14 protein-coding genes and 2 pseudogenes are annotated in these 18,630 nt (G+C 58.3%); 8 read left to right on the top strand and 8 right to left on the bottom strand.

Annotated elements, in window-relative coordinates; translation table 11 throughout:
- Window positions 1–327: 327 nt before the first annotated feature.
- Together LOY56_RS16410 and LOY56_RS16405 are read left to right on the top strand one after the other, a co-directional pair.
- Complete coding sequence (locus LOY56_RS16410; protein ID WP_258615661.1) at window positions 328–699, top strand: hypothetical protein; 372 nt, start codon at window positions 328–330, stop codon at window positions 697–699.
- A 3-nt stretch (window positions 700–702) separates the two neighbouring features.
- Window positions 703–879 carry a DUF1289 domain-containing protein gene (locus LOY56_RS16405; protein ID WP_038982653.1) on the top strand — a complete coding sequence of 59 codons (177 nt, stop codon included), beginning with the start codon at window positions 703–705 and terminating at the stop codon, window positions 877–879.
- A gap of 19 nt (window positions 880–898) precedes the next feature.
- On the opposite strand, the gene LOY56_RS16400 is transcribed toward LOY56_RS16405, so the two are convergent.
- Window positions 899–1,792, bottom strand: coding sequence for a LysR family transcriptional regulator (locus tag LOY56_RS16400; protein ID WP_258615657.1), 894 nt, complete (start codon window positions 1,790–1,792; stop codon window positions 899–901).
- A gap of 128 nt (window positions 1,793–1,920) precedes the next feature.
- Between LOY56_RS16400 and LOY56_RS16395 the strand changes: the two genes are divergently transcribed.
- The 3 genes from LOY56_RS16395 to LOY56_RS16385 all read left to right on the top strand — a co-directional run bounded on the left by LOY56_RS16395 (window position 1,921) and on the right by LOY56_RS16385 (window position 5,361).
- Window positions 1,921–3,342: an MFS transporter gene (locus tag LOY56_RS16395; RefSeq protein WP_258615656.1), complete on the top strand. Its 1,422-nt coding sequence runs from the start codon at window positions 1,921–1,923 to the stop codon at window positions 3,340–3,342.
- Between the two features lie 84 nt (window positions 3,343–3,426).
- On the top strand, window positions 3,427–4,401 hold the full coding sequence (locus LOY56_RS16390; RefSeq protein WP_258615648.1) for a quinone oxidoreductase: 975 nt from the start codon (window positions 3,427–3,429) through the stop codon (window positions 4,399–4,401).
- A gap of 30 nt (window positions 4,402–4,431) precedes the next feature.
- On the top strand, window positions 4,432–5,361 hold the full coding sequence (locus LOY56_RS16385; protein ID WP_258615645.1) for a LysR family transcriptional regulator: 930 nt from the start codon (window positions 4,432–4,434) through the stop codon (window positions 5,359–5,361).
- 181 nt (window positions 5,362–5,542) lie between these two features.
- Here LOY56_RS16385 and LOY56_RS16380 read toward each other — a convergent pair whose 3' ends face one another.
- From LOY56_RS16380 to LOY56_RS16360, 5 genes and pseudogenes are all read right to left on the bottom strand, one after another.
- On the bottom strand, window positions 5,543–7,006 hold the full coding sequence (locus tag LOY56_RS16380; protein ID WP_258615644.1) for a GDL motif peptide-associated radical SAM/SPASM maturase: 1,464 nt from the start codon (window positions 7,004–7,006) through the stop codon (window positions 5,543–5,545).
- A gap of 275 nt (window positions 7,007–7,281) precedes the next feature.
- Window positions 7,282–7,863, bottom strand: a complete 582-nt coding sequence (locus LOY56_RS16375) for a DUF1842 domain-containing protein (protein WP_258615642.1) — start codon at window positions 7,861–7,863, stop codon at window positions 7,282–7,284.
- A 54-nt stretch (window positions 7,864–7,917) separates the two neighbouring features.
- Window positions 7,918–8,562, bottom strand: coding sequence for a DUF1842 domain-containing protein (locus LOY56_RS16370; protein WP_258615640.1), 645 nt, complete (start codon window positions 8,560–8,562; stop codon window positions 7,918–7,920).
- 41 nt (window positions 8,563–8,603) lie between these two features.
- Window positions 8,604–8,792 carry a DUF1843 domain-containing protein gene (locus tag LOY56_RS16365; RefSeq protein ID WP_038982645.1) on the bottom strand — a complete coding sequence of 63 codons (189 nt, stop codon included), beginning with the start codon at window positions 8,790–8,792 and terminating at the stop codon, window positions 8,604–8,606.
- A 318-nt stretch (window positions 8,793–9,110) separates the two neighbouring features.
- Window positions 9,111–9,364 (bottom strand): annotated as a pseudogene (locus LOY56_RS16360) (dienelactone hydrolase family protein); the annotation flags it as partial.
- A gap of 540 nt (window positions 9,365–9,904) precedes the next feature.
- Here LOY56_RS16360 and LOY56_RS16355 point away from each other — a divergent pair.
- The 3 genes and pseudogenes from LOY56_RS16355 to LOY56_RS16345 form a co-directional block, all read left to right on the top strand.
- On the top strand, window positions 9,905–10,567 hold the full coding sequence (locus LOY56_RS16355; RefSeq protein ID WP_258615635.1) for a DUF1906 domain-containing protein: 663 nt from the start codon (window positions 9,905–9,907) through the stop codon (window positions 10,565–10,567).
- A gap of 372 nt (window positions 10,568–10,939) precedes the next feature.
- On the top strand, window positions 10,940–15,517 hold the full coding sequence (locus LOY56_RS16350) for a hypothetical protein (protein WP_258615632.1): 4,578 nt from the start codon (window positions 10,940–10,942) through the stop codon (window positions 15,515–15,517).
- A 71-nt stretch (window positions 15,518–15,588) separates the two neighbouring features.
- Window positions 15,589–15,707: pseudogene (locus tag LOY56_RS16345) on the top strand (IS5/IS1182 family transposase); the annotation flags it as partial.
- An 88-nt stretch (window positions 15,708–15,795) separates the two neighbouring features.
- Here LOY56_RS16345 and LOY56_RS16340 read toward each other — a convergent pair.
- Complete coding sequence (locus tag LOY56_RS16340; protein WP_258615628.1) at window positions 15,796–17,361, bottom strand: amino acid permease; 1,566 nt, start codon at window positions 17,359–17,361, stop codon at window positions 15,796–15,798.
- A 105-nt stretch (window positions 17,362–17,466) separates the two neighbouring features.
- The gene (locus tag LOY56_RS16335; protein WP_258615626.1) at window positions 17,467–18,627 is read right to left on the bottom strand and encodes an iron-containing alcohol dehydrogenase; all 1,161 of its coding nucleotides are present in this window, start codon (window positions 18,625–18,627) and stop codon (window positions 17,467–17,469) included.
- Between the last annotated feature and the right edge of the window lie 3 nt (window positions 18,628–18,630).

Here is an 18,630-nt window from a genome sequence, read left to right as displayed (position 1 = left end):
AGCACGGTGGCCCACGGCAAGCCTAGTACGCTTCTGACTCATTCGTATCTTTTATCAAGTCTCAACCGGCCGGCTAACGCCAGCGCTGCATTAAGGTTAGACGCCTATAAAGCAGTCAGCTAATAGGTGGAGTATTGGGGGGTGATAGGCGTTTTCTTTTATCTGGCCCCTCGCAATATTCATCATCGGTGTTCCAGGGGTGGGATTTGCAGTGTGTGTTCGGGCCTCATCCGCGAAGACGGCAGCACAGACGCAGCAACTCTCGGATCAGCCCGGTATCGTATGATGCGCCCCTTCCATCGACGCCCAACCAAGGACCCTTACCCGATGTCTTTAAGCAAACGCGATCAGGCCCACATCGAACGTCGCCTGGTCACCACCCTGACCGAGGCGTGTGAAACCGCTAAAGCGGAAATAGTCGGGTTCTGCTGGCTGACCCACGAAATCGACTACGACGTCTTTCCTTCCAGCCTGCGGGTGATCTGGGTCTTCGATACGCAGGCCAACAAGGATCAGGCGCTGGCGAGCGGGCAGGGCGAGCGCATGGTCGAACTGACGGCCATGGCGTTAAGTGAAGCGGACGTTCTCGTCAGCCCGGTAGCGGCCCATGTGCAGTTTGATTCTGAAGAACAATGTCAGCGCGCCAATGCCGGCAACTGGCAGCAACGCCTGGCGCCCAAGCGCTCGACGCGGGGTTGAAACGTGGCCAAGGATATCGAAAATCCGTGTGTTTCCATTTGCCAGCTGAGTGGCGAGCTGTGTGTCAGTTGTGGCCGCACCAAGGACGACATCAGAAAATGGAAACGCATGAAGCGTCCGGAAAAAATGGCGGCGGTACAGCGGGCGAGTTTGCGGTTGAAGGGGCTGCAGAAAAAATGAAGCGGTCAGGTCTGAAATTCTAGGGCTGCGCACAAACCTCTCGAACACAACCACGCAACCACCGATGCGCTGAATCGGCATCCATCCGTGGGTGCCAGAGCATCGAAATGGTGATCGGCGGCAGGTCGAACTGAAGGTCAAAACTGTGCAGGCCGGCGCGCAGGTTTCGGGTGTGTTGCGCGGGCACGGTGGCAATCAGGTCGGAGGCGCGAGCGAGCGCCAGCGCGGCCGAGAAGCCGCCGACGATGGTGGTGATCTCCCGCTCTAGCCCCAGTGCTTCCAAGGCTTCATCCATCGGCCCCTTATCGAGCCCGCGCCGTGAGACCAGGATGTGTTTGCCAGCGGCATAACGGGAAGCGGTGACCTGACCCTGGTTCAGTGGATGCCCCATACGCACGACGCCGATGAGGCGATCTTCGAACAACGCCCGGCTGCGCACTTCCGGGCTCGTCGTGCCGCCGACCACGCCAGTTTCCAGGTCGACCGAACCGTCGCGTAGCGCGGCGCTGTCTTTGTTCAGCTTCTGCACAAAGTGCAAGCGCACGCCGGGCGCTTCCTCACTGACGCGAGCTATCAACGCCGGGCCGAAGTTTTCGACGAAACCGTCGCTGGTGCGCAGGGTGAACGTTCGCACAAGTTGCTTGAGGTCGAGTTGTTCGGCGGGGCGCAAAACGGCTTCTGCGTCTTGCACCAAGCGACTGACATGTTCGCGCAGTTCCAGCGCCCGGGGCGTCGGCACCAGCCCGCGTCCGGCCCGGACCAGCAGCGGGTCGCCGGTGGTTTCGCGCAACCGCGCCAGCGCCCGGCTCATGGCCGACGGGCTCAGCCGCAGTCGTTGAGCGGCGCGGGCGACGCTGCCTTCGGCGAGCAGCACATCCAGGGTAATCAGCAAATTCAGGTCGGGAGTCGTCATGCCTCAACGTTAGCACGGTGTGTGGGTGACATGGCGTCAAACGCATCTAACAAGTGCAAGTGGTGCGTCTTCCGCCATGTCACGGCCAGGCATACGCTGCTGATCTACCTTTCAGACGTGGCCAAACCATGAAACTCATCACTCAATCAGGCTCGGTCCGCTGGGCACTCGTCAGCCTTTCGCTGTCGATGTTGATGCCCTCACTCGATACCAGCATCGCCAACGCGGGATTGCCGACACTGGCCGAGGCGTTCGATGCTTCCTTTCAGCAAGTGCAGTGGATCGTTCTGGCATATCTGCTGGCGATCACCACGCTGATTGTGAGTGTCGGACGACTCGGTGACCTCGTCGGCCGTCGACGTTTGCTGCTGGCGGGCATCGGCATTTTCACCCTGTCATCGCTGGCGTGTGGTGTCGCGCCGTCGCTTTGGTGGCTGATCGGTGCCCGGGCGGTGCAAGGGCTCGGGGCAGCCATCATGCTGGCGCTGACCGTGGCGTTTGTCGCCGAGACAGTGCCGAAAGCGCAGACCGGCAGGGCCATGGGATTGCTCGGCACGATGTCGGCGATCGGCACCACGCTGGGGCCGTCGCTCGGTGGGATGTTGATCGCAGGCGCAGGCTGGCAGGCTATTTTTCTGCTCAACGTGCCGCTGGGTGTTCTGAATTTCTGGCTCGCGTATCGCTATTTGCCCGCGGATCCTCAGCGGGTGAAAGCGGGGCGGGTGGGTTTCGACAAGGCAGGCACGTTGCTGTTGGCGCTGACGCTTGCGGCGTATGCGCTGGCCATGACGATCGGGCGCGGTGATTTTGGTCCGCTCAATATCGCGCTGCTGCTGACGGCTGTTTTCGGCGTTGGGCTTTTCATCTTCGTAGAGGCCACGGTTGCATCACCACTGATTAAATTGGCGCTGTTCCGGGAGCCGGGATTGAGCGCGAGCCTGGCCATGAGCACGCTCGTTTCGACGGTGATGATGGCGACGCTGGTGGTCGGGCCGTTTTATCTTTCGGGTGCGCTTGGGCTCGGTTCGGCGCTTGTCGGCCTTGCCTTGTCGGTCGGCCCGTTGGTGGCGGCGCTGACCGGGGTGCCGGCCGGTCGTCTGGTGGACCGTTTTGGTACTCGGCGCATGACCCTTGTCGGGCTCGTCGCAATGGCGCTCGGCACGGGTGCTTTATCGATGATGCCGGCGAGTTTCGGCATCCTCGGTTACCTCGCGCCCATCGCGGTGATCACTGCCAGTTACGCGTTGTTCCAGGCGGCCAACAACACCGCGATCATGACCGACATCCGCCCGGACCAGCGTGGCGTGATTGCGGGGATGCTCAGCCTGTCGCGCAATCTCGGACTGATCACTGGGGCCTCAGTCATGGGCGCGGTGTTTGCCTTTGCCTCGGCGACGGCAGACATCAGCACAGCATCTCCCGCAGCCATCGCCAACGGTATGCGAATAACGTTTGCCGTCGCTGCGCTGTTAATCGTTCTGGCCCTCGCTATTGTGCTGACGCTGCGAGTTTCACACTGCTGCACTATGTGCAGTAATGAACTGCAGTGAAGCTGTATTGTTCACCTGAAATCGAATACCGATACTTCCCGCACATGGCGCAGATGGGCTGCGCTGAAGTGAAGGAGTCTGGCAATGGTTTCTGTCGTTCGTATCGCACACACCGGCGCACCTGAGGTGATGACCATTGAGCAAGTGTCGGCGCGTGAGCCGGGGCCGGGTGAAGTCTGGCTGGAGCAGGAGGCGATTGGCGTCAACTTCCTCGATGTGAGTCAGCGCAAGGGCGCCGTACCGCTGCCATTGCCGTCGGGTCTTGGCCTTGAAGGGGCGGGCCGGGTTGCCGCCATCGGCGCGGGAGTGAGCAACGTCAAGGTGGGTGATCGGGTGGCCTACGCAACAGGGCCTATCGGCGCTTACGCCAGTGCGCGCCTGTTTCCGGCCGACCGGCTGGTGTCGACTCCCGATGCGTTGACGGCTGAAGAGGCCGCCGCGGTGTTGTTCAAGGGCATTACCGCGCAGTACCTGCTGAAGACGACGTATCCGGTCGGCCCCGGTACCACCCTGGTTCTGTATGGCGTCGCGGGCGGCCTCGGGCAGATCATGGCGACGTGGGCCAAACACCTGGGGGCTTTTGTCATCGGAGTTGTATCCCGGGCCGAAAGTGTCGAGACCGCCAAGGCGCTGGGCTGCGATGCGGTGCTGGTGTTCAATGCACAAACATTGGCCGCGGATGTCGCAAAGATCACCGACGGCAAGAAAGCCGATGTGGTCTACGATCCCATCGGGCGGGTGTCGTTCGAAGCTTCGCTCGACTGCTTGCGACCGCGTGGGTTGATGGTGTCTTTCGGGGCATCCTCCGGGGCGCCGACAGCGGTCGAACTGGCGACGCTCAATGCCAAGGGCTCGTTGTTCCTGACCCGTCCTTCACTCGCCGCGCACACTGCTGACATCGCTGAATACCGGCAACGGGCCGAGGATGTACTGGCTGCGGTCGAGGCGGGCATAATCAAGCCCGGCATCTGGGGCCGCTATGCATTGGCCGATGTGGCCAAGGCTCATGCCGATCTGGAAGGTGGTCAATCTCGCGGAGCGATCGTCCTCAAGCCCTGATCGTTTTTTACCTGAAGAAAAGAGTGTTTCGTGAACCCACTGGACAGCCGCCACATCGATGAAATTGCAGCGCTTCTCGCGGTCGCCTCGGCGCATTCGTTCGTGGCTGCCGGACGTCTGTTGCAACGCCATCCGACGGTGATTTCAAAGCGCCTGGCAGCCATGGAAAAGCGCTTGGGCGTGCGGCTGATGGAGCGTACGACGCGACAAGTGCGGTTGACCGATGCCGGCAGCCGTCTCGTCGAACGCCTGCGCTCCGCCACGGGTTTGATCATCGAGGCTGAACAGGAAGCGTCACTGGGCGCGGCGCAGGTTCGTGGCGTTTTGCGCCTGGCTTTTCCTGCTGCGATGGGGCGCCTGTGGCTGGCGTCGATGTTGCCGGAATTTCTGGCGGCTCATCCACTGGTCTCCGTCGAGGTGGACTACAGCGATCGCGTCGTCGACATCATTGGTGAAGGATTCGATGCAGCGATTCGTATCGGCGAATTGAACGATAACCGCCTGGTCGCGAAGAAACTCAGCGAGCATCGCCGCATTCTCTGCGCTTCACCGAGTTACATCGAACAGCACGGCTTACCGACCCGTCCGAAAGAACTGACCGAGCACAACTGCCTGGGCTTTACCGGCCTTGCGGCGTTTCCTGAATGGCGTTTGTCGAAGGGTGATCGGCAGGATAAGATCATCACCCGGGGCACCTTGACCTCGAACGATGGCGAGGCATTGCTCGCCGCGGCCAAGGCTGGTGTCGGTATTTTGGGCGCCGGTGAGTGGCTGATGAGCCGGGAAATCGCCAACGGCCAGATGGTTCGCGTTCTGCCGGAGTGGGATCTGGATGCCCAGGGCGGGATTTATCTGGTGCGAGCATCCGCTGCGTTCACACCGGCGACGCTCATGGCATTCAAGGAATGGCTGGAGGCCAGATTTGCGCAAGGACCGCCTTGGCAAATGGCAGTCAGTTAAGCGTTGCCTGCCCCAAAAGATCGCAGCCTTCGGCAGCTCCTACAGGTGTACGCAAATACTGTAGGAGCTGCCGAAGGCTGCGATCTTGGCGATCTGATACGCACCGAATGTCTCTGTCTTCGATTCGCCAATGCACAAAACGCCATTCCCAGAATGGCGTTTTTTTGGTGCGTGACAAAGGTCACATCAAGGTATTTTGCGGCATCCCCAGCAGGCCGGTCAGGGTGTTGATAATCGCTTGTTGCCGGGCACGGTCTGTCTGGTGCACGGCTTCAGCGGCGGCGACATCGGCGTCGCAGTGAGGGCAGGTCACTTCGTGTGCATGGATGTACTGCAAGCAACCGCGACACAGCGCCAGCTGCGGTGGAATACGTCCTTCGTCCGGCGATTTCTGGCCCTGGTTTGCCCAGGCCAGTTTGATCAGCTGGCCGCTGTCGCTGACGCTATTGACCTTCTCGCCGGTGTCGATGCGTTCGGTGATCAGGTCAAAACGTCCGACGGCGAAGGAGGTCTTTGCCGCGTCTTCGAGTTTGACGATGCGCTCGCGCAACCCGCGTTTTTGCAGGTCCAGCGCGCGGTAATGGCAGTAGGGGTTGTTGCCGGGTTTGCCGAGCAGGGAGTGTGACGTCCAGGTGCAGCCGCCACGGCAGACGTCGTTGTAGTAACAGCTTCGGCAGTAACCCCACAGGTCTTCGACGCCGCGCAGTCGGCCAAAGTGCATACCTTCGCTGTAGTGCCAGATATCGTGCAGGCTCATGGTCCGTACGTTGCCGCCCGAAAACCCCACCGTTGCCAATGACGGGCAACCCTTGACGGTGCCGTCGGCTTCCAGCGCCAGCACGGTCTGGCCGGCGGCGCAGCCGCTCCAATGCACGCGCTCGTCGCCGAAACCACGCCACATGTGTTCATAAGGGCCGTAGTAACCAATGTTGTTGCCCACGTTCATCAGCAGGCCGCGGTCGACACCTTCGCGATACAGACGCGCCAGCAACGGCATCACTTCCAGCAGTTGATAAGGCTGCAGTAACAGCTCCGGGTGATCGACGGCATTGCCCATCGCGACCGTCAGCTGGATCTGCCAGTGAGTGGCGCCGAGGCCGATGATCAGGTCCATCAACTCGGGCAGATCGGGCAACGTGGCCGCGCCGATCTGGGTGTTGACGCTCACCGCAAGTCCGGACTGTTTGGCCCGTCGCAAGGTGTCTACCGCCTTGTCGAAGGAGCCCGGAACATTGCGCACCGCGTCATGCAGCGGGGCCAATCCATCCAGTGAAACACCGACGCCATTGAGCCCGGCATCTACCGCTGCCTGCATTTTCGCCGGTGTCAGGTTGCGTCCACCGGTTTGTATGGCGCAATACATGCCGTGATCGTGGATGGCCTGGATCAGTTGCGTCCAGTCCTTGCGTAAATAGGCTTCACCACCAATGAGCGTGATCTCGCGGGTACCGAGGGCGGCCAGGGAATCGATGACGTCCAGGCATTCCCGGGTGTTCAATTCATCGGGGCGTCGATGGCCGGCGCGTGAGCCGCAGTGCAGGCATTTGAGATCGCAGGCCAGGGTGATTTCCCAGACCACATGCACTGGCACGTAGCGTTTGAGGTCGGTTTCACTGAGGTAGCGGGCAGGGCGACTGTCTGACATGGAAAATCCTTGCGCACAACGCGTGCGCGGCACGAATCCATCGAAGTGTTCGCGCCTTCCCTGTGTCAGTGGCGCGACCGGATTTACCTTTTGTTATTGAAATGAGCCGGGCCAGTCAGTTAAGCGCGGAACCCTGTGGGAGCGGGCTTGCTCGCGAAAGCGGTGTGTCAGGCGACATTAATTTTGACTGTGCTGCCGCCTTCGCGAGCAAGTCGAATCGTCGCACCGCCGCTCCCACATGGATTGTGTTTGCCTGACTGGCATTGGCCGACGGGTTAGCGGGCCTCCAGCCGGGCGATTTCAACGTTCAACTGATCCAGTGCATTACGCAATGCACCGCTGTGGGCCAGTTGCTGTTCACCCTGGCTGACCACGGCTTTCAGTTGTGCCAGGTCACCGCTGGTTTGCGCTTGTTGGACCGCGACGGCGTAGAGCGGCACCGCATGATGCGGATGCTCTGGGCGCACAATAACGGGAGCCTGGCTGACCGCTGCGTGTTTCACGTAATGCCATTGACCCTGATTCTCGTACTTGTAGTCGGCATAACCGCTCGCCCAATCGCCGCCTAAAATGCCCTTCAGACCGAAGGTCTGGGCGATCTGGCTGAGAGGGCCGCTCGGGCTGCCGGCCAAGGTGAGGATGATGTGGTTCTCCGTCGTCGGCACAAGTTTGGCCTCGGAGTATTCACCCCATACACGGGCACGGAAGTTCAGGGGCGGGTAGGTGCTTTGGGAAATACTGGCAATCCCGCTGACTTTTTTCTTTACGGTGTCGACCAGCAGATCCAGGGTTAAAACCGGTGCGCCGAGCAGGTGATTACTGACATTGAGGCGGGTATGAAAAAGTCCGATTGACATGGTGCTACTCCCTTATTTGTATTCAAGACAAGTCGGGCATATTTCGTGGTCGAGTCAGCGGCGTTCCTGCCGGCTGATTTCTTCCTTGGCCGTTTCAAGCGCCGTCTGCAGTTGGGGTTGCTGATCCAGTTGCTGCTGGGCCAGGCGCGACAGGTTTTTCATCTGGGCCAGGTCACCGCTGGCCATTGCACTTTGAATCGGTGCGGCATACAGCGGCATGATTGGCGGATAAGACGACTCCGGCGGAATCACCGGGCCGGGTTCCAACGGCGGCAAGGAAACGTGGGACGGCACCGCCTCAATGAGATGGGCGGGAGCATTGTTGACCTCGACCCACTGCTGACCATTCAAGTACGAATAGTTGGCGATACCTTCTTTCCAGTCGGTGCCCACCACCAGTTGCAACTTGAAATTCACGATGGAATTCGAGCCCGGGCCGCCGTGATTGCCTTGTGCGGTGATCAGGATTTTGCTGACGCCGGGTGACATGACCGTCAGGTAGGTGTATTCGCCCCAGACATCGGAGTGCACATCCAGCGGCGGGTTGGTCGCCTGAGTGATTGCAGCGGTGCCGTTGACAGTCTCATCAGGGGTAAAGACTAGAATATTGAGTGCCAGAGTTTGTGCACCCGGCATCGAAGTACCAATTCGGTAGGCGAGTGGGAACAAACCGACAGATTGCTGATTAGAACCAGACATGGTTATTGCCTCCATTGCAATAAGGGGAGCGGAAATAGCTGTTAATGCTTTTCCAGGCGTGCGACTTCCTTAGCCAATTGCTCGTAAGCGGTACTTAGCTCTTTGTTTTCAGGTGTGGATGCATCGCGTTGTTTCAACAGCGTCTTCATTTGCGGCAGGTCGCCGGTCTTGATCGCGCTTTGGATGGCCACCCCATAGGGGGGCATGCTATGGCGAGTTGAACTGCTCATAACGATTCCTTCCGTGGTGTTTTGCGGGCACTGCTGTCATCAGCAGTTTTTGCAGTTAAGCAGGCGCGGATAAATATGCAATGGGCAATGGAAGAGTAATTTTTAATATTATTTTATTAATCGCGATTGGTTAGAAGGCGCAGGTTTCAATCTTAAGATTGGCGATGAAGAAAGATAGGTTAAGTGACTTCTTCATAAGCGTTAAGTTCGTTATCGCCATTATTCACACATTTAAATCAGGTAACGCCGAAACCAGGCCAGTGTCCCGTCCCAGGCAAGCCTGGCGGCGGCATCATCGTATCGAGGCGTGGAGTCGTTACGAACCTGCCCGTGACCCTTGGGTGAGGGTAAGTGATGTACTCGGCGGTGATGTCCGGGTCGGTAAATTGCACCTGTTCGGCCAGCGCATAATTCGGGCTCAGGGCGGCGAGGAGGGCTGTGGCTGTCAAGCCGCCCAAGGTGAACAGCGCCGCACGATCAAGAAACTCTCGCCGGTTGATTTTGCCGTGGGCGTAGTAGTCGTAGAGTTCGAGCAGTTCAGGGGCAAAATCTTTCGCTGTGATACGGTCCATCTGCGTGCTTCCCTTTGGTTGATCCGGGGGTTGCCCAATATCCCGGACAAAACTGCGATCCGGATTGAAGGCATATACGCGCAGTAACCTGATATAGCCTAGTGCAGTGGTGGGTGCCACTGCCTTTTAACAAATCAACACCATCAAACTTAACTTAATCAGGGTGAGGTCTGGACTTATGTCGGGGTGCTCATCACGGCGCCGAATAGAGGTCTCGTGCATTTTAATTTCGTAATGTTATAAGCGACTTTTTCGGGCTGTACTAGCCTTGCTTAGCGTTTGATCTCGCAGGGGAATTCTGAAGGAGATTTCCTGAGCCTCTGAAACTCGCGGCTCTCGTTTCCTAGCCTTTTGATGAACCAGATGAACGCGCCGAATGTCCCGGATAAGCCCGCCTACCGAAGGAAGGAAACCCTCTCGGCGGCGGCTTGCACTGTTCACGCCGTCGGGCCTGGAGGGCTCAGCGATAGTGATTGGGGGCATTCCAACAGCACAAAGAAATAGCGACTTTCAATTACCTTAAGGAAGAGGAAATACACGATGTCACTTTCCGGAAATATCCAAAGCGCTCCAGCCAACTCCCGCGGATTTGACGCTGATACGGTGATTTCATCCGCCACAGCTCAGCAATTCGCGGCGCAGGGCTACACATTCTGCATCCGCTATCTATCTCTCGGTGACAGCCAGGGTGCAGGGGATCTGTCATCGAGCGAGGCCAATGACATTCTGGCATCAGGACTCGCCTTGATGGTCGTTCAGCACGTCGACGCCCCTGGCTGGTCTCCGTCCCAGAGCGTCGGGCAGACTCACGGCAACAACGCTGTGACTAACGCCGATACCATCGGCCTGCCACCGGGCTTGAACGTGTGGTGCGACCTTGAGGGGGTGGCGGCCAGCGTAACTGCACAGAACGTCATTAATTACTGCACGGCCTGGTACAACGCAGTATCGGCTGCTGGCTATGTGCCGGGGCTGTATGTCGGCGCTAATGCTGTGTTGAGCGGGCAACAGCTCTACGATTTGCCTTTTGAACACTATTGGCAGTCCTGCAGCGAGGTGCCGACAGTTGCTGTGCGGGGGTATCAGATGGTTCAAACCCTTGTTCAAAATCCCGTGAATGGCATCGGTATCGATGATGACATGACGCAAACGGATCTGTTGGGTGGACAGGCACTGTGGTTGACGCAGAGCAGCGCAGTGTGAGAGCTGAGTTTCATCGATAAGTTTGACTCTACATGGACGCAACGCCGTCCATTCATCACGGATGTGCCCTCAATTAGATACATCCATCATCTTCAAGGGGAACTTTATGAGCGCCACTATGGACGCTTATCTGGCCCCTACGGACAAGGACTGTGCATTTGGATCGGTAAAAAAATAGGAAATGCGATCGGGCAGCTCATTTGAAAACCCGTTTGGCAGGCGTTCGTGCCCATCAAATCATGAACAGCCCGCTGACGGTCGGCCTGTGACAACACGATGTATGCGTTTTGTCCAGGCACATGACCTGAATTCACACCTGACCCGCATTTTTAACCGATGGCAGTCATTCTCCAGAACAGGTCGAGGAACGTTATGCCTATCATCTACAAAGCAGTCAAAGACACCCTGGAGGCCGTTAACTATGGCATCGCTATAGGGACAGGGGAGAAAGGGTGGTCCGACATGGCGTCGGATTTTTTCGGCAATGTGGTTAGTGATGCTATCGCTGGAGGTGTTAATCAGCTGAACACTACGATGTATTGGTCGCCATATGCGAGTGTGCCCAATGTTGGCAATGTCTATTCATTGCCATCCGTTGTAGTGGACGGGAGCACAATGTACAGCTTCTATCAGGGGCAAGCACTGTACACATCGACGGGCGGAACGGGCGGTTATCCCTACTATACCGCGAGGATATACGGCACCGTCGGAGCGGATCAGCTCTGCGAAATGACACCGTCTCCGCCACCCCCCCCTGTGCAAGGTCCCAGTGTCGCCCCTACCGCTATCTCGGCGGTCATGTTCGGCGGCAAAGTGTACGCTTTCTATGGCGGTGCACCGGGTAACGTTGGGCAAACCGGACAGATCTGGTACACCACGTTTGATGGCACTGCATGGTCGCAGCTCACATTGTTGCCCGATGTCAATACCACTCTCATGGCCGATGCGGGCGCCTACACAGGGCTTGAGGTCAGCACGGGTGGAGGAACATGCGGAGCCTATCCGGTCGTATTCACGCCGCCCGACGCGCAAACAGAACAGCTTTTTGTGTTCTATCCCAAGGCTGGCAGCGGCGTGCAATACTCCTCGGACATCGGCTGCGTAGCCACGGTAGACGGCCAGACATGGGTTGATATCGCCCCCGAAGGCTTAGGTGCCGCTGTAGGCGAAATATCCGTAGCATTATCACCCATTGTGTATGCGGCACCTGGGGCCAGCTCAGAGCAGATCTATATCTTCTATACGGCTAGTTGGGCTTCCACGGAGAGTGGCTACTCACAATCAAGTTACATAGTCTACCCCGACCAAACAGGGGGATTTAGTGCACCTGTGACGGTCCCCAATGTGCCGCTAGGTGTGTACACGACTAACGCCATTGTCCAAACACCATCCAATGCTACCGATCCACTCGTTTATCTTTTTTTCGAAATGCGGAATGACGCGGGTAACTGGGACATTTCGTATACCACGTTCGACGGCAACACTTGGACGTCCCCCGTGCCGCTGCCAAGTGTCAGTACCCTCGATGGAAGGTACGGAACGACTCTTGCCGTATTTCCGCCCGAGTCGTTCAACAACACCCTGACGGCCGTCCCGAACATTTATTTCAGCACTGTGAATTCCCCAGGGAGCAGTTCCCCGGGCGACACTATCACTGCGGCGTTTGTTTCATCCTTGGGCGAAGACGCGTGCCCAATCTCGCAGGCAACGCCCTTCCCACCCGAGGACGAATGGGTTCAATATCAAAATACCGGGGTCTTTGGTGCATTCCTGCTTGCGGTTGATCTGCCGGGCTTTGCAGCACCCCAGCCCTGGCTTTTCTATTTATCCTATACGCCCAACTCCTCGGAGTTTCAGTACGCAGTCTACGAGGGGGGGAAGTGGACTAGCGGCAATTCGCTGCCAACTCCAGTCTCGGAGACAGTGCCATCCACCGCCCCTCCTTTTGTCGCGTCGACAGGTTCACCTGCCGTGCTTCCGGTATCGATAGACAATCCCGGCATTCCCTCAGGGGCGATCGTGGCCTTCAATTCATCGCAAGGCATGTTTGCGAGTGGCGGAGGGCCAGTTGGCTGGAACTTCCCCAGCGAGCCGACCCCGATTCCCGGCGTCATTGCAAGTGGTTCACCGTCCATGGCGTTCTATGACAGCCAGGTTTTCCTGTTCTATCAGGATTTCGAGAGCAGCGGCCTGTACTGCACGAAGTGCGCCGATCCGATGCCAGCGGGTTCTATGGAATGGAGTGAACCTTTCGTACTAAGTGATGCGCTGCTTTCCGGATCGCCTTCGGCGGTGGTGTTCAACAGCGACCTTTATGTCTTCTACCAAGGGGGCGGTGATTGCGGCACGCTCTGGTACTCATGCCTGTCGGGCTCGAACGGCACCTGGTCTGGGCCCACCCAAGTGATTCCAGGTGGCCTGATGTCCTCGAGCGTCATCATGTCCGGTTCTCCGTCAGCGTGCGTCGTCACTGACTCATCCGGCAACAGTCAGCTGTTCGTTGTATATGCCGGCGCCGACACCGGCAGTGGTATGCCGCTGATGTATTGCACTCTGGGCGCCGACGGCACCACCTGGACGCAGGCCGCAGTGTCTGGCATTTTCGTCACCGACTCACCCTCGGCCTATGCGGTGTCAGATACCGGTAAGCTCAACGTCTTCTTCCAGCTGGCTTCGAATCCGGGAGAGCTGCTCTACTGCGTCTACGATTCCGATCATTCGCTCTGGTCGCCGATGGGAACGACAACGGTCACGACGCTCGACGGCTGGGTGAGCGCGATGATGTACCTGGACGACAACAACGATGCTTGGCTCTATCTGTATCACAACAACAGCGGCGCCAATGTGGGACAGATTGGCTACTGCGTCAGCTCGGTCATGAGCACGGCTCAAGGGAGCTTGTTTGAGGGGGCTGTTACCATTTACAACACAGATGGCACGCCTGAATACTACCCGGCCATGATCGGTGCGCCTAGTGCAACGATCGCTAACGGAAACATCTGTCTGTTCTACAATGGCACCAGTTTAGAAGACACTGGCTACGTAGGTGGCACTCTTTCCTACATGCAGATTCCACTGCCTTCTTCCGATTCTGAAGATCCGGGTCTGGGATACCATTCGGCGACGGCTGTGGTTGTTGGTTACGATGATATGACTCAAATTGGGGGTTACGTTACCGTAGCCAACTCGCCAGCGGCAGCCACCTTGCAGGGCGTGCCCTATGTCTTCTACAACACTGGAAGTAACGAAGTCGCCTACAGCGCTTTCACGGATCCTGCGTCGGTGAGTGTGCAGACATTGCCGGGTTCCCTCGCCAGTAACTGTTCACCAGCGGCCGTGGTTTGCAATGACGCGCTGTATGTCTTTTGGGTTGGAGCTGGCAACAACAATCAGGGTTCGCTCCAATGTCAATACACGATCGATGGTGCGTCGTGGGCGGCCCTTGACCTGAGCCCATGCCCCATGGTGAACACCCTGGGCGTCATCGCCAGTGTGTGCAATGGCCAGATCTACCTGTTCTACAGTCAGAATGATCTCAACTATTACACCATCTTCCCACAGGTTACTTCCCCGACCGCGGAAACGGTGACGCTTTCGCCCGCTACTCCGATCAGCCGCATGAACTGCAGCACAGGCCCATCCGTCGCAATTTTCAATAACGATTTGTGGTGTTTCTCACAAGGCGTTCAAGTACCCGGCTTTACAGAAAAGAATGGATGGCAGATTAACGCCACCGGTTCACCATTTTACTGCCATACACCCGACTCGAAGTGCTGGACCTGGAATACCGGCATCACCCCGTCGGGGGAAGGAGCAACGATTTTGCCGAATGCAGTGCCCATGGCCACGGCGTTCTCATCCTCGGCAACGGGCAATCTCCTCTACGTATTCTGGCCTGATTCGACGAACCAGATTCGCTACGTCACGACCGACGGCACGTATTATGCGCCCAGCAGTAGCGCATACGGTTTGGAGTGGTCCGGGCTGCAAACAATTTCCGGTGCCACCACAATGTCCAACGTCTCAGTGGCTTCCATGCCACCACTGGATTCAGCCGGTGATCCGGATCAACTGTATGTCTTCTGGCAGGGCAACGATTCTGCGGGCGTGCTCTATTACTCGATGATGGGATCGTCCGGCTGGAGCGCTCCAAGCCAAATCATACCCGCCGGCTGTTCAATTCCCTTCATGACGCAATCGCCCTCGGTGGTGTCCTATGCCCCCGAAGGGGCGACCGCGCAGGCCTACGTGTTCTATCAAAAAAACGGAAGCTCGGGATCGCAATCGGACAGGCCCAACACTTATCTGGAGTATTGCGTCTATTCCGGAGGGGAGTGGAGCCAATCGCAAGTGCCAGTCTCCTACACCACGCCCTCCACTACTACAACGGGGCTTCAGGTTTCGCAGACAACGTTCCATGGTATTGATTCCGCCACACCGCCGCAGGCGATCGTATTCAACGGTGAACTGTACGTTTTCTATATTCAACAAACGACGGAATGGTCGGAAAACAACCATGAATGGGTAAATCTCCGTCCGGTTAGCTATAGCAAATACGATGGTGCAAGCTGGTCCAGTCCCGTCAATATTTTTTCGACCGCGCCCTGCAACTCGAACTCCATGCCAATCGTATGGCCCCAGGTTGCGCAGTTTGTCTATCCGGTTGTGTCTGACGGCATACTCTATGTGTACTACATGAACGTTGGGGGCCCCAATGAAACTTCGGTTCCTCCTGGCGGGATCTACTATATCTCCACTGCGAATGGGAACTCCTGGTCAAGCCCAGCGGCGACGACCAATGTGCTCTATGTGCCCGGTGGCTCAACCACGTTGAGCACCGGCACGGAGATCAACGACACATTGGCGGCCGTGAATGGTGCATTGCAGTTCATTGGGCTTCCAACCACGAGTGATATTCGAAACGATATAGCCAAAGGGATGTTCTTCTAGCGCCCTCCGTGTATCTGGGCGAAGGAGCACAGTAGAAGCGGCTGATAGGGCCGCTTCTACTGTATGGCGCTTTGCCCACCATGAAGCGTAAACCCACGCCTGGCTAGCCAGGCTGTTCGACAAGCCCAAGTACCGGCAGCGCAATATCATCGAGCGCAAGTTTGGCTGGCTGCAGGAGAACCGCCGGATAAGACTTGGTCGCCAACCGCCTGAGATGGGAGCATTGAATTCCATGAACAGCTGGGCGCTCAATGCCCCGCTGTTCATGGTTGTCGCAATCAGCTCCCAGCCTGTTTGTTCAACGCCTCTTCCGTCGCTGCGATTTCTGCCTGACGCTTGATGATCATGTCGCCCACTGGCGGGCCCTGGAAGCGTCGGGTTTCAAAGCCGAACCAGACAATCGCCGTCAGAATCAGAAAACCGAGCGTGATGTACAGCGCCCAATCGTTCGGTGGCTGGATGCCGATGGCAAAGATCAGCACCATCGAGAGGATCGAGAGGATGGCGAACAACGAGTACAACCCGCGCCCCATGTTCCATGGCCCCATGTGTGGCCACTTCGAGGTCCCGTAGGTAAACAGGCCCAGTACGATGGGAATGATGAAAGAGAAGAACAGGAAGATCACCGTGCAGGAGACCACGATCGTGTAAACCGGCGTTTCGCCGATCGATACCAGGGACGATCCCCACACGAACAACACCGCGAGCGTGGCTCCGGTCCAGATCGCCTGCACGGGGCTGCGATGGGTCGGTGAGACCGAGGCCAATGCTTTGGAGAAGGGCAGGCCGCCGTCACGGGAGAACGCGAAAATCATGCGCGAAACCGAGGTCACGGTCGCCAGCCCGCAGAGCACCTGCGAGATGAAAATCGCCAGGTAAAGCGCCATCTTGATCGCCGGGTTTACCTGAGTGTCCATCGCCCAGAAGAACACATTCCAACCCTGCTTCGCCGCTTCGTCCATGCTCGGCAGCATCAGTACAAACGAGCAGAGCATGACCCAGCCGAACAGCAACGACCAGGCCACCGAGCTGACCATCCCGACCGGTACCGACACGGATGCCTGATGGGTTTCTTCGGACGTATGCGCCGAGGCGTCATAGCCGGTGATGGTGTAGATCGGCAAGAGCAGGCCGAGCATGAAAATCCAGCCGTTCGACACCTGTGGCCAGACGTTGCCGCCGGCCTCACCGGAATAGTTGCTGAAGGTCACCAGCCGGACGAACTCATAGCTGGGCGCGGCGATCAGGCAGACGATGGTCAGCGCGAGCGCCGTGGCGAAGATCAGGTAGCCCGAGAAGTCGGTGAGCTTTGCCGTCAGGCCGATGCCGAAGTGGTTACACAAAGCCTGGAGGCCAGTCAGGATCGCCAGGAAAGTGATCCGTGTGGTGATGGTGTCTTCCATTCCCAGGGCCGGTCCGAAGGCACCGAAAAAGAAGTAATAGGTACCGACGTTGATCGCGCCGAGCACCGTGATCAGCCCCAACAGGTTGAACCAGGCCGTCAGCCAGCCGGTGAAGCGGTTACCGAGAATCGAGCCCCAGTGATAGAGGCCGCCAGCGGTGGGATAGGCCGAGGAAATCTGCGCCATGGCCATGGCGAAAACCCCGGAGATCAGGCAGCCGAGTGGCCAGCCGATACCGATGGCTGCACCGCCCGCACCCGAGGTGCCTTGTGCCAGCGAGTTGATGCCGCCCGAGAGGATGCAGATGATCGAAAAGGAAATGGCAAAGTTGGAGAAAACGCCCATGCGTCGCGAGAGTTGCTGGGCATAGCCCATGTTGTGCAACACCTTGAGGTCGTCGTCTTGTGGCGCGGTGGCGCCGGGTTGGCTTACTGGACTCATAACGTGTGCTCTTGTTCAGGTTTTGATCCACATCCATCCGCGTGGTGCGTTGCCGAATGGGTTTGTCTTCAACCCCCTGTCGTACTGCTCCTGCCTCTAACCCGCTTAAAGGCGGCCGTGAAACGCCGCGTCGAAAATTTCTGCCGCGCCAGTTCGTGTCAACGGCAACGGGTTGCCACCGGCGCAGGGGTCGACAATCGCCATGTCCGCGATCAAATCGGCCTGCTTGTCATCCACCCCCAGTTCAAACAGCGTATGCGGCACGCCGATGTCTTTGCGCAGCTTGAGGACGAAGGCCAGAAAGCTGTCGAAGCCCGGGGAGGGCAGACGCAAATAAGCTGCCAGGCGGGTGATGCGTTCTTCGATGGCCGGGCGATTGAACTTCAACACGTAGGGCATGAAAGTGGCATTGGTCATGCCGTGGTGGGTGTCGTACAGGGCGCCCACCGGATGCGCGAGTGCGTGCATGCCACCCAGACCTTTCTGGAAAGCGGTAGCGCCCATCGCCGCAGCCGCCAGCATTTGCGCGCGCGCGTCGAGGTCGGAGGGGGTGTGTACGGCGCGTACCAGCGCATTGGCCACCAGTCGCATGCCTTCCACCGCAATGCCTTCGGCCATCGGATGAAAACCGGGAGCGCAGTACGATTCCAGGCAATGGGCAAACGCATCCATGCCGGTGCCGGCGGTGACTTTTGCCGGCATGCCGATGGTGAGGGCCGGGTCGCTGATGACCACCCGCGGCATCATCTTCGGGTGGAAGATGATGCGTTTGGTGTGCTTACGTTCGTCGATGATCACCGCCGCACGGCCCACCTCGGAACCAGTGCCCGCGGTGGTCGGCACCGCAATGACCGGGGCGATGCTGCTTTCGTTGGCGCGTGTCCAGTAGTCGCCGATGTCTTCGAAATCCCAGACCGGTCGGGTCTGGCCGCTCATGAACGCGATGAGCTTGCCCATGTCCAGGCCACTGCCACCGCCAAAGGCGACCACGCCATCGTGTTTGCCGGCGCGCCAGGCGTCGAGTCCTCCTGCCAGATTGGCTTCAATGGGATTGGGCTTGAGGTCGCAAAACAGCGCGACACCGAGGCCAGCAGCGCGCAAGGATTCCAGCGCCGCCGTGGTGATCGGGGCACGCGCCAGGCCGCTGTCGGTGACCAGCAACGGTCGCTGGATCCCTTGGCTGCGGCAGACCTCGGCCAATTCGGCGATGCGGCCGACGCCAAAGCGGATGCTCGTGGGGTAGTTCCAGTTCGCGGTCAGGCTCATGGC

Origin of the sequence: Pseudomonas sp. B21-048, from assembly GCF_024748615.1 — a bacterium.
GTDB lineage: Bacteria > Pseudomonadota > Gammaproteobacteria > Pseudomonadales > Pseudomonadaceae > Aquipseudomonas.
This window is presented reverse-complemented; position numbering and strand designations above follow the sequence as displayed.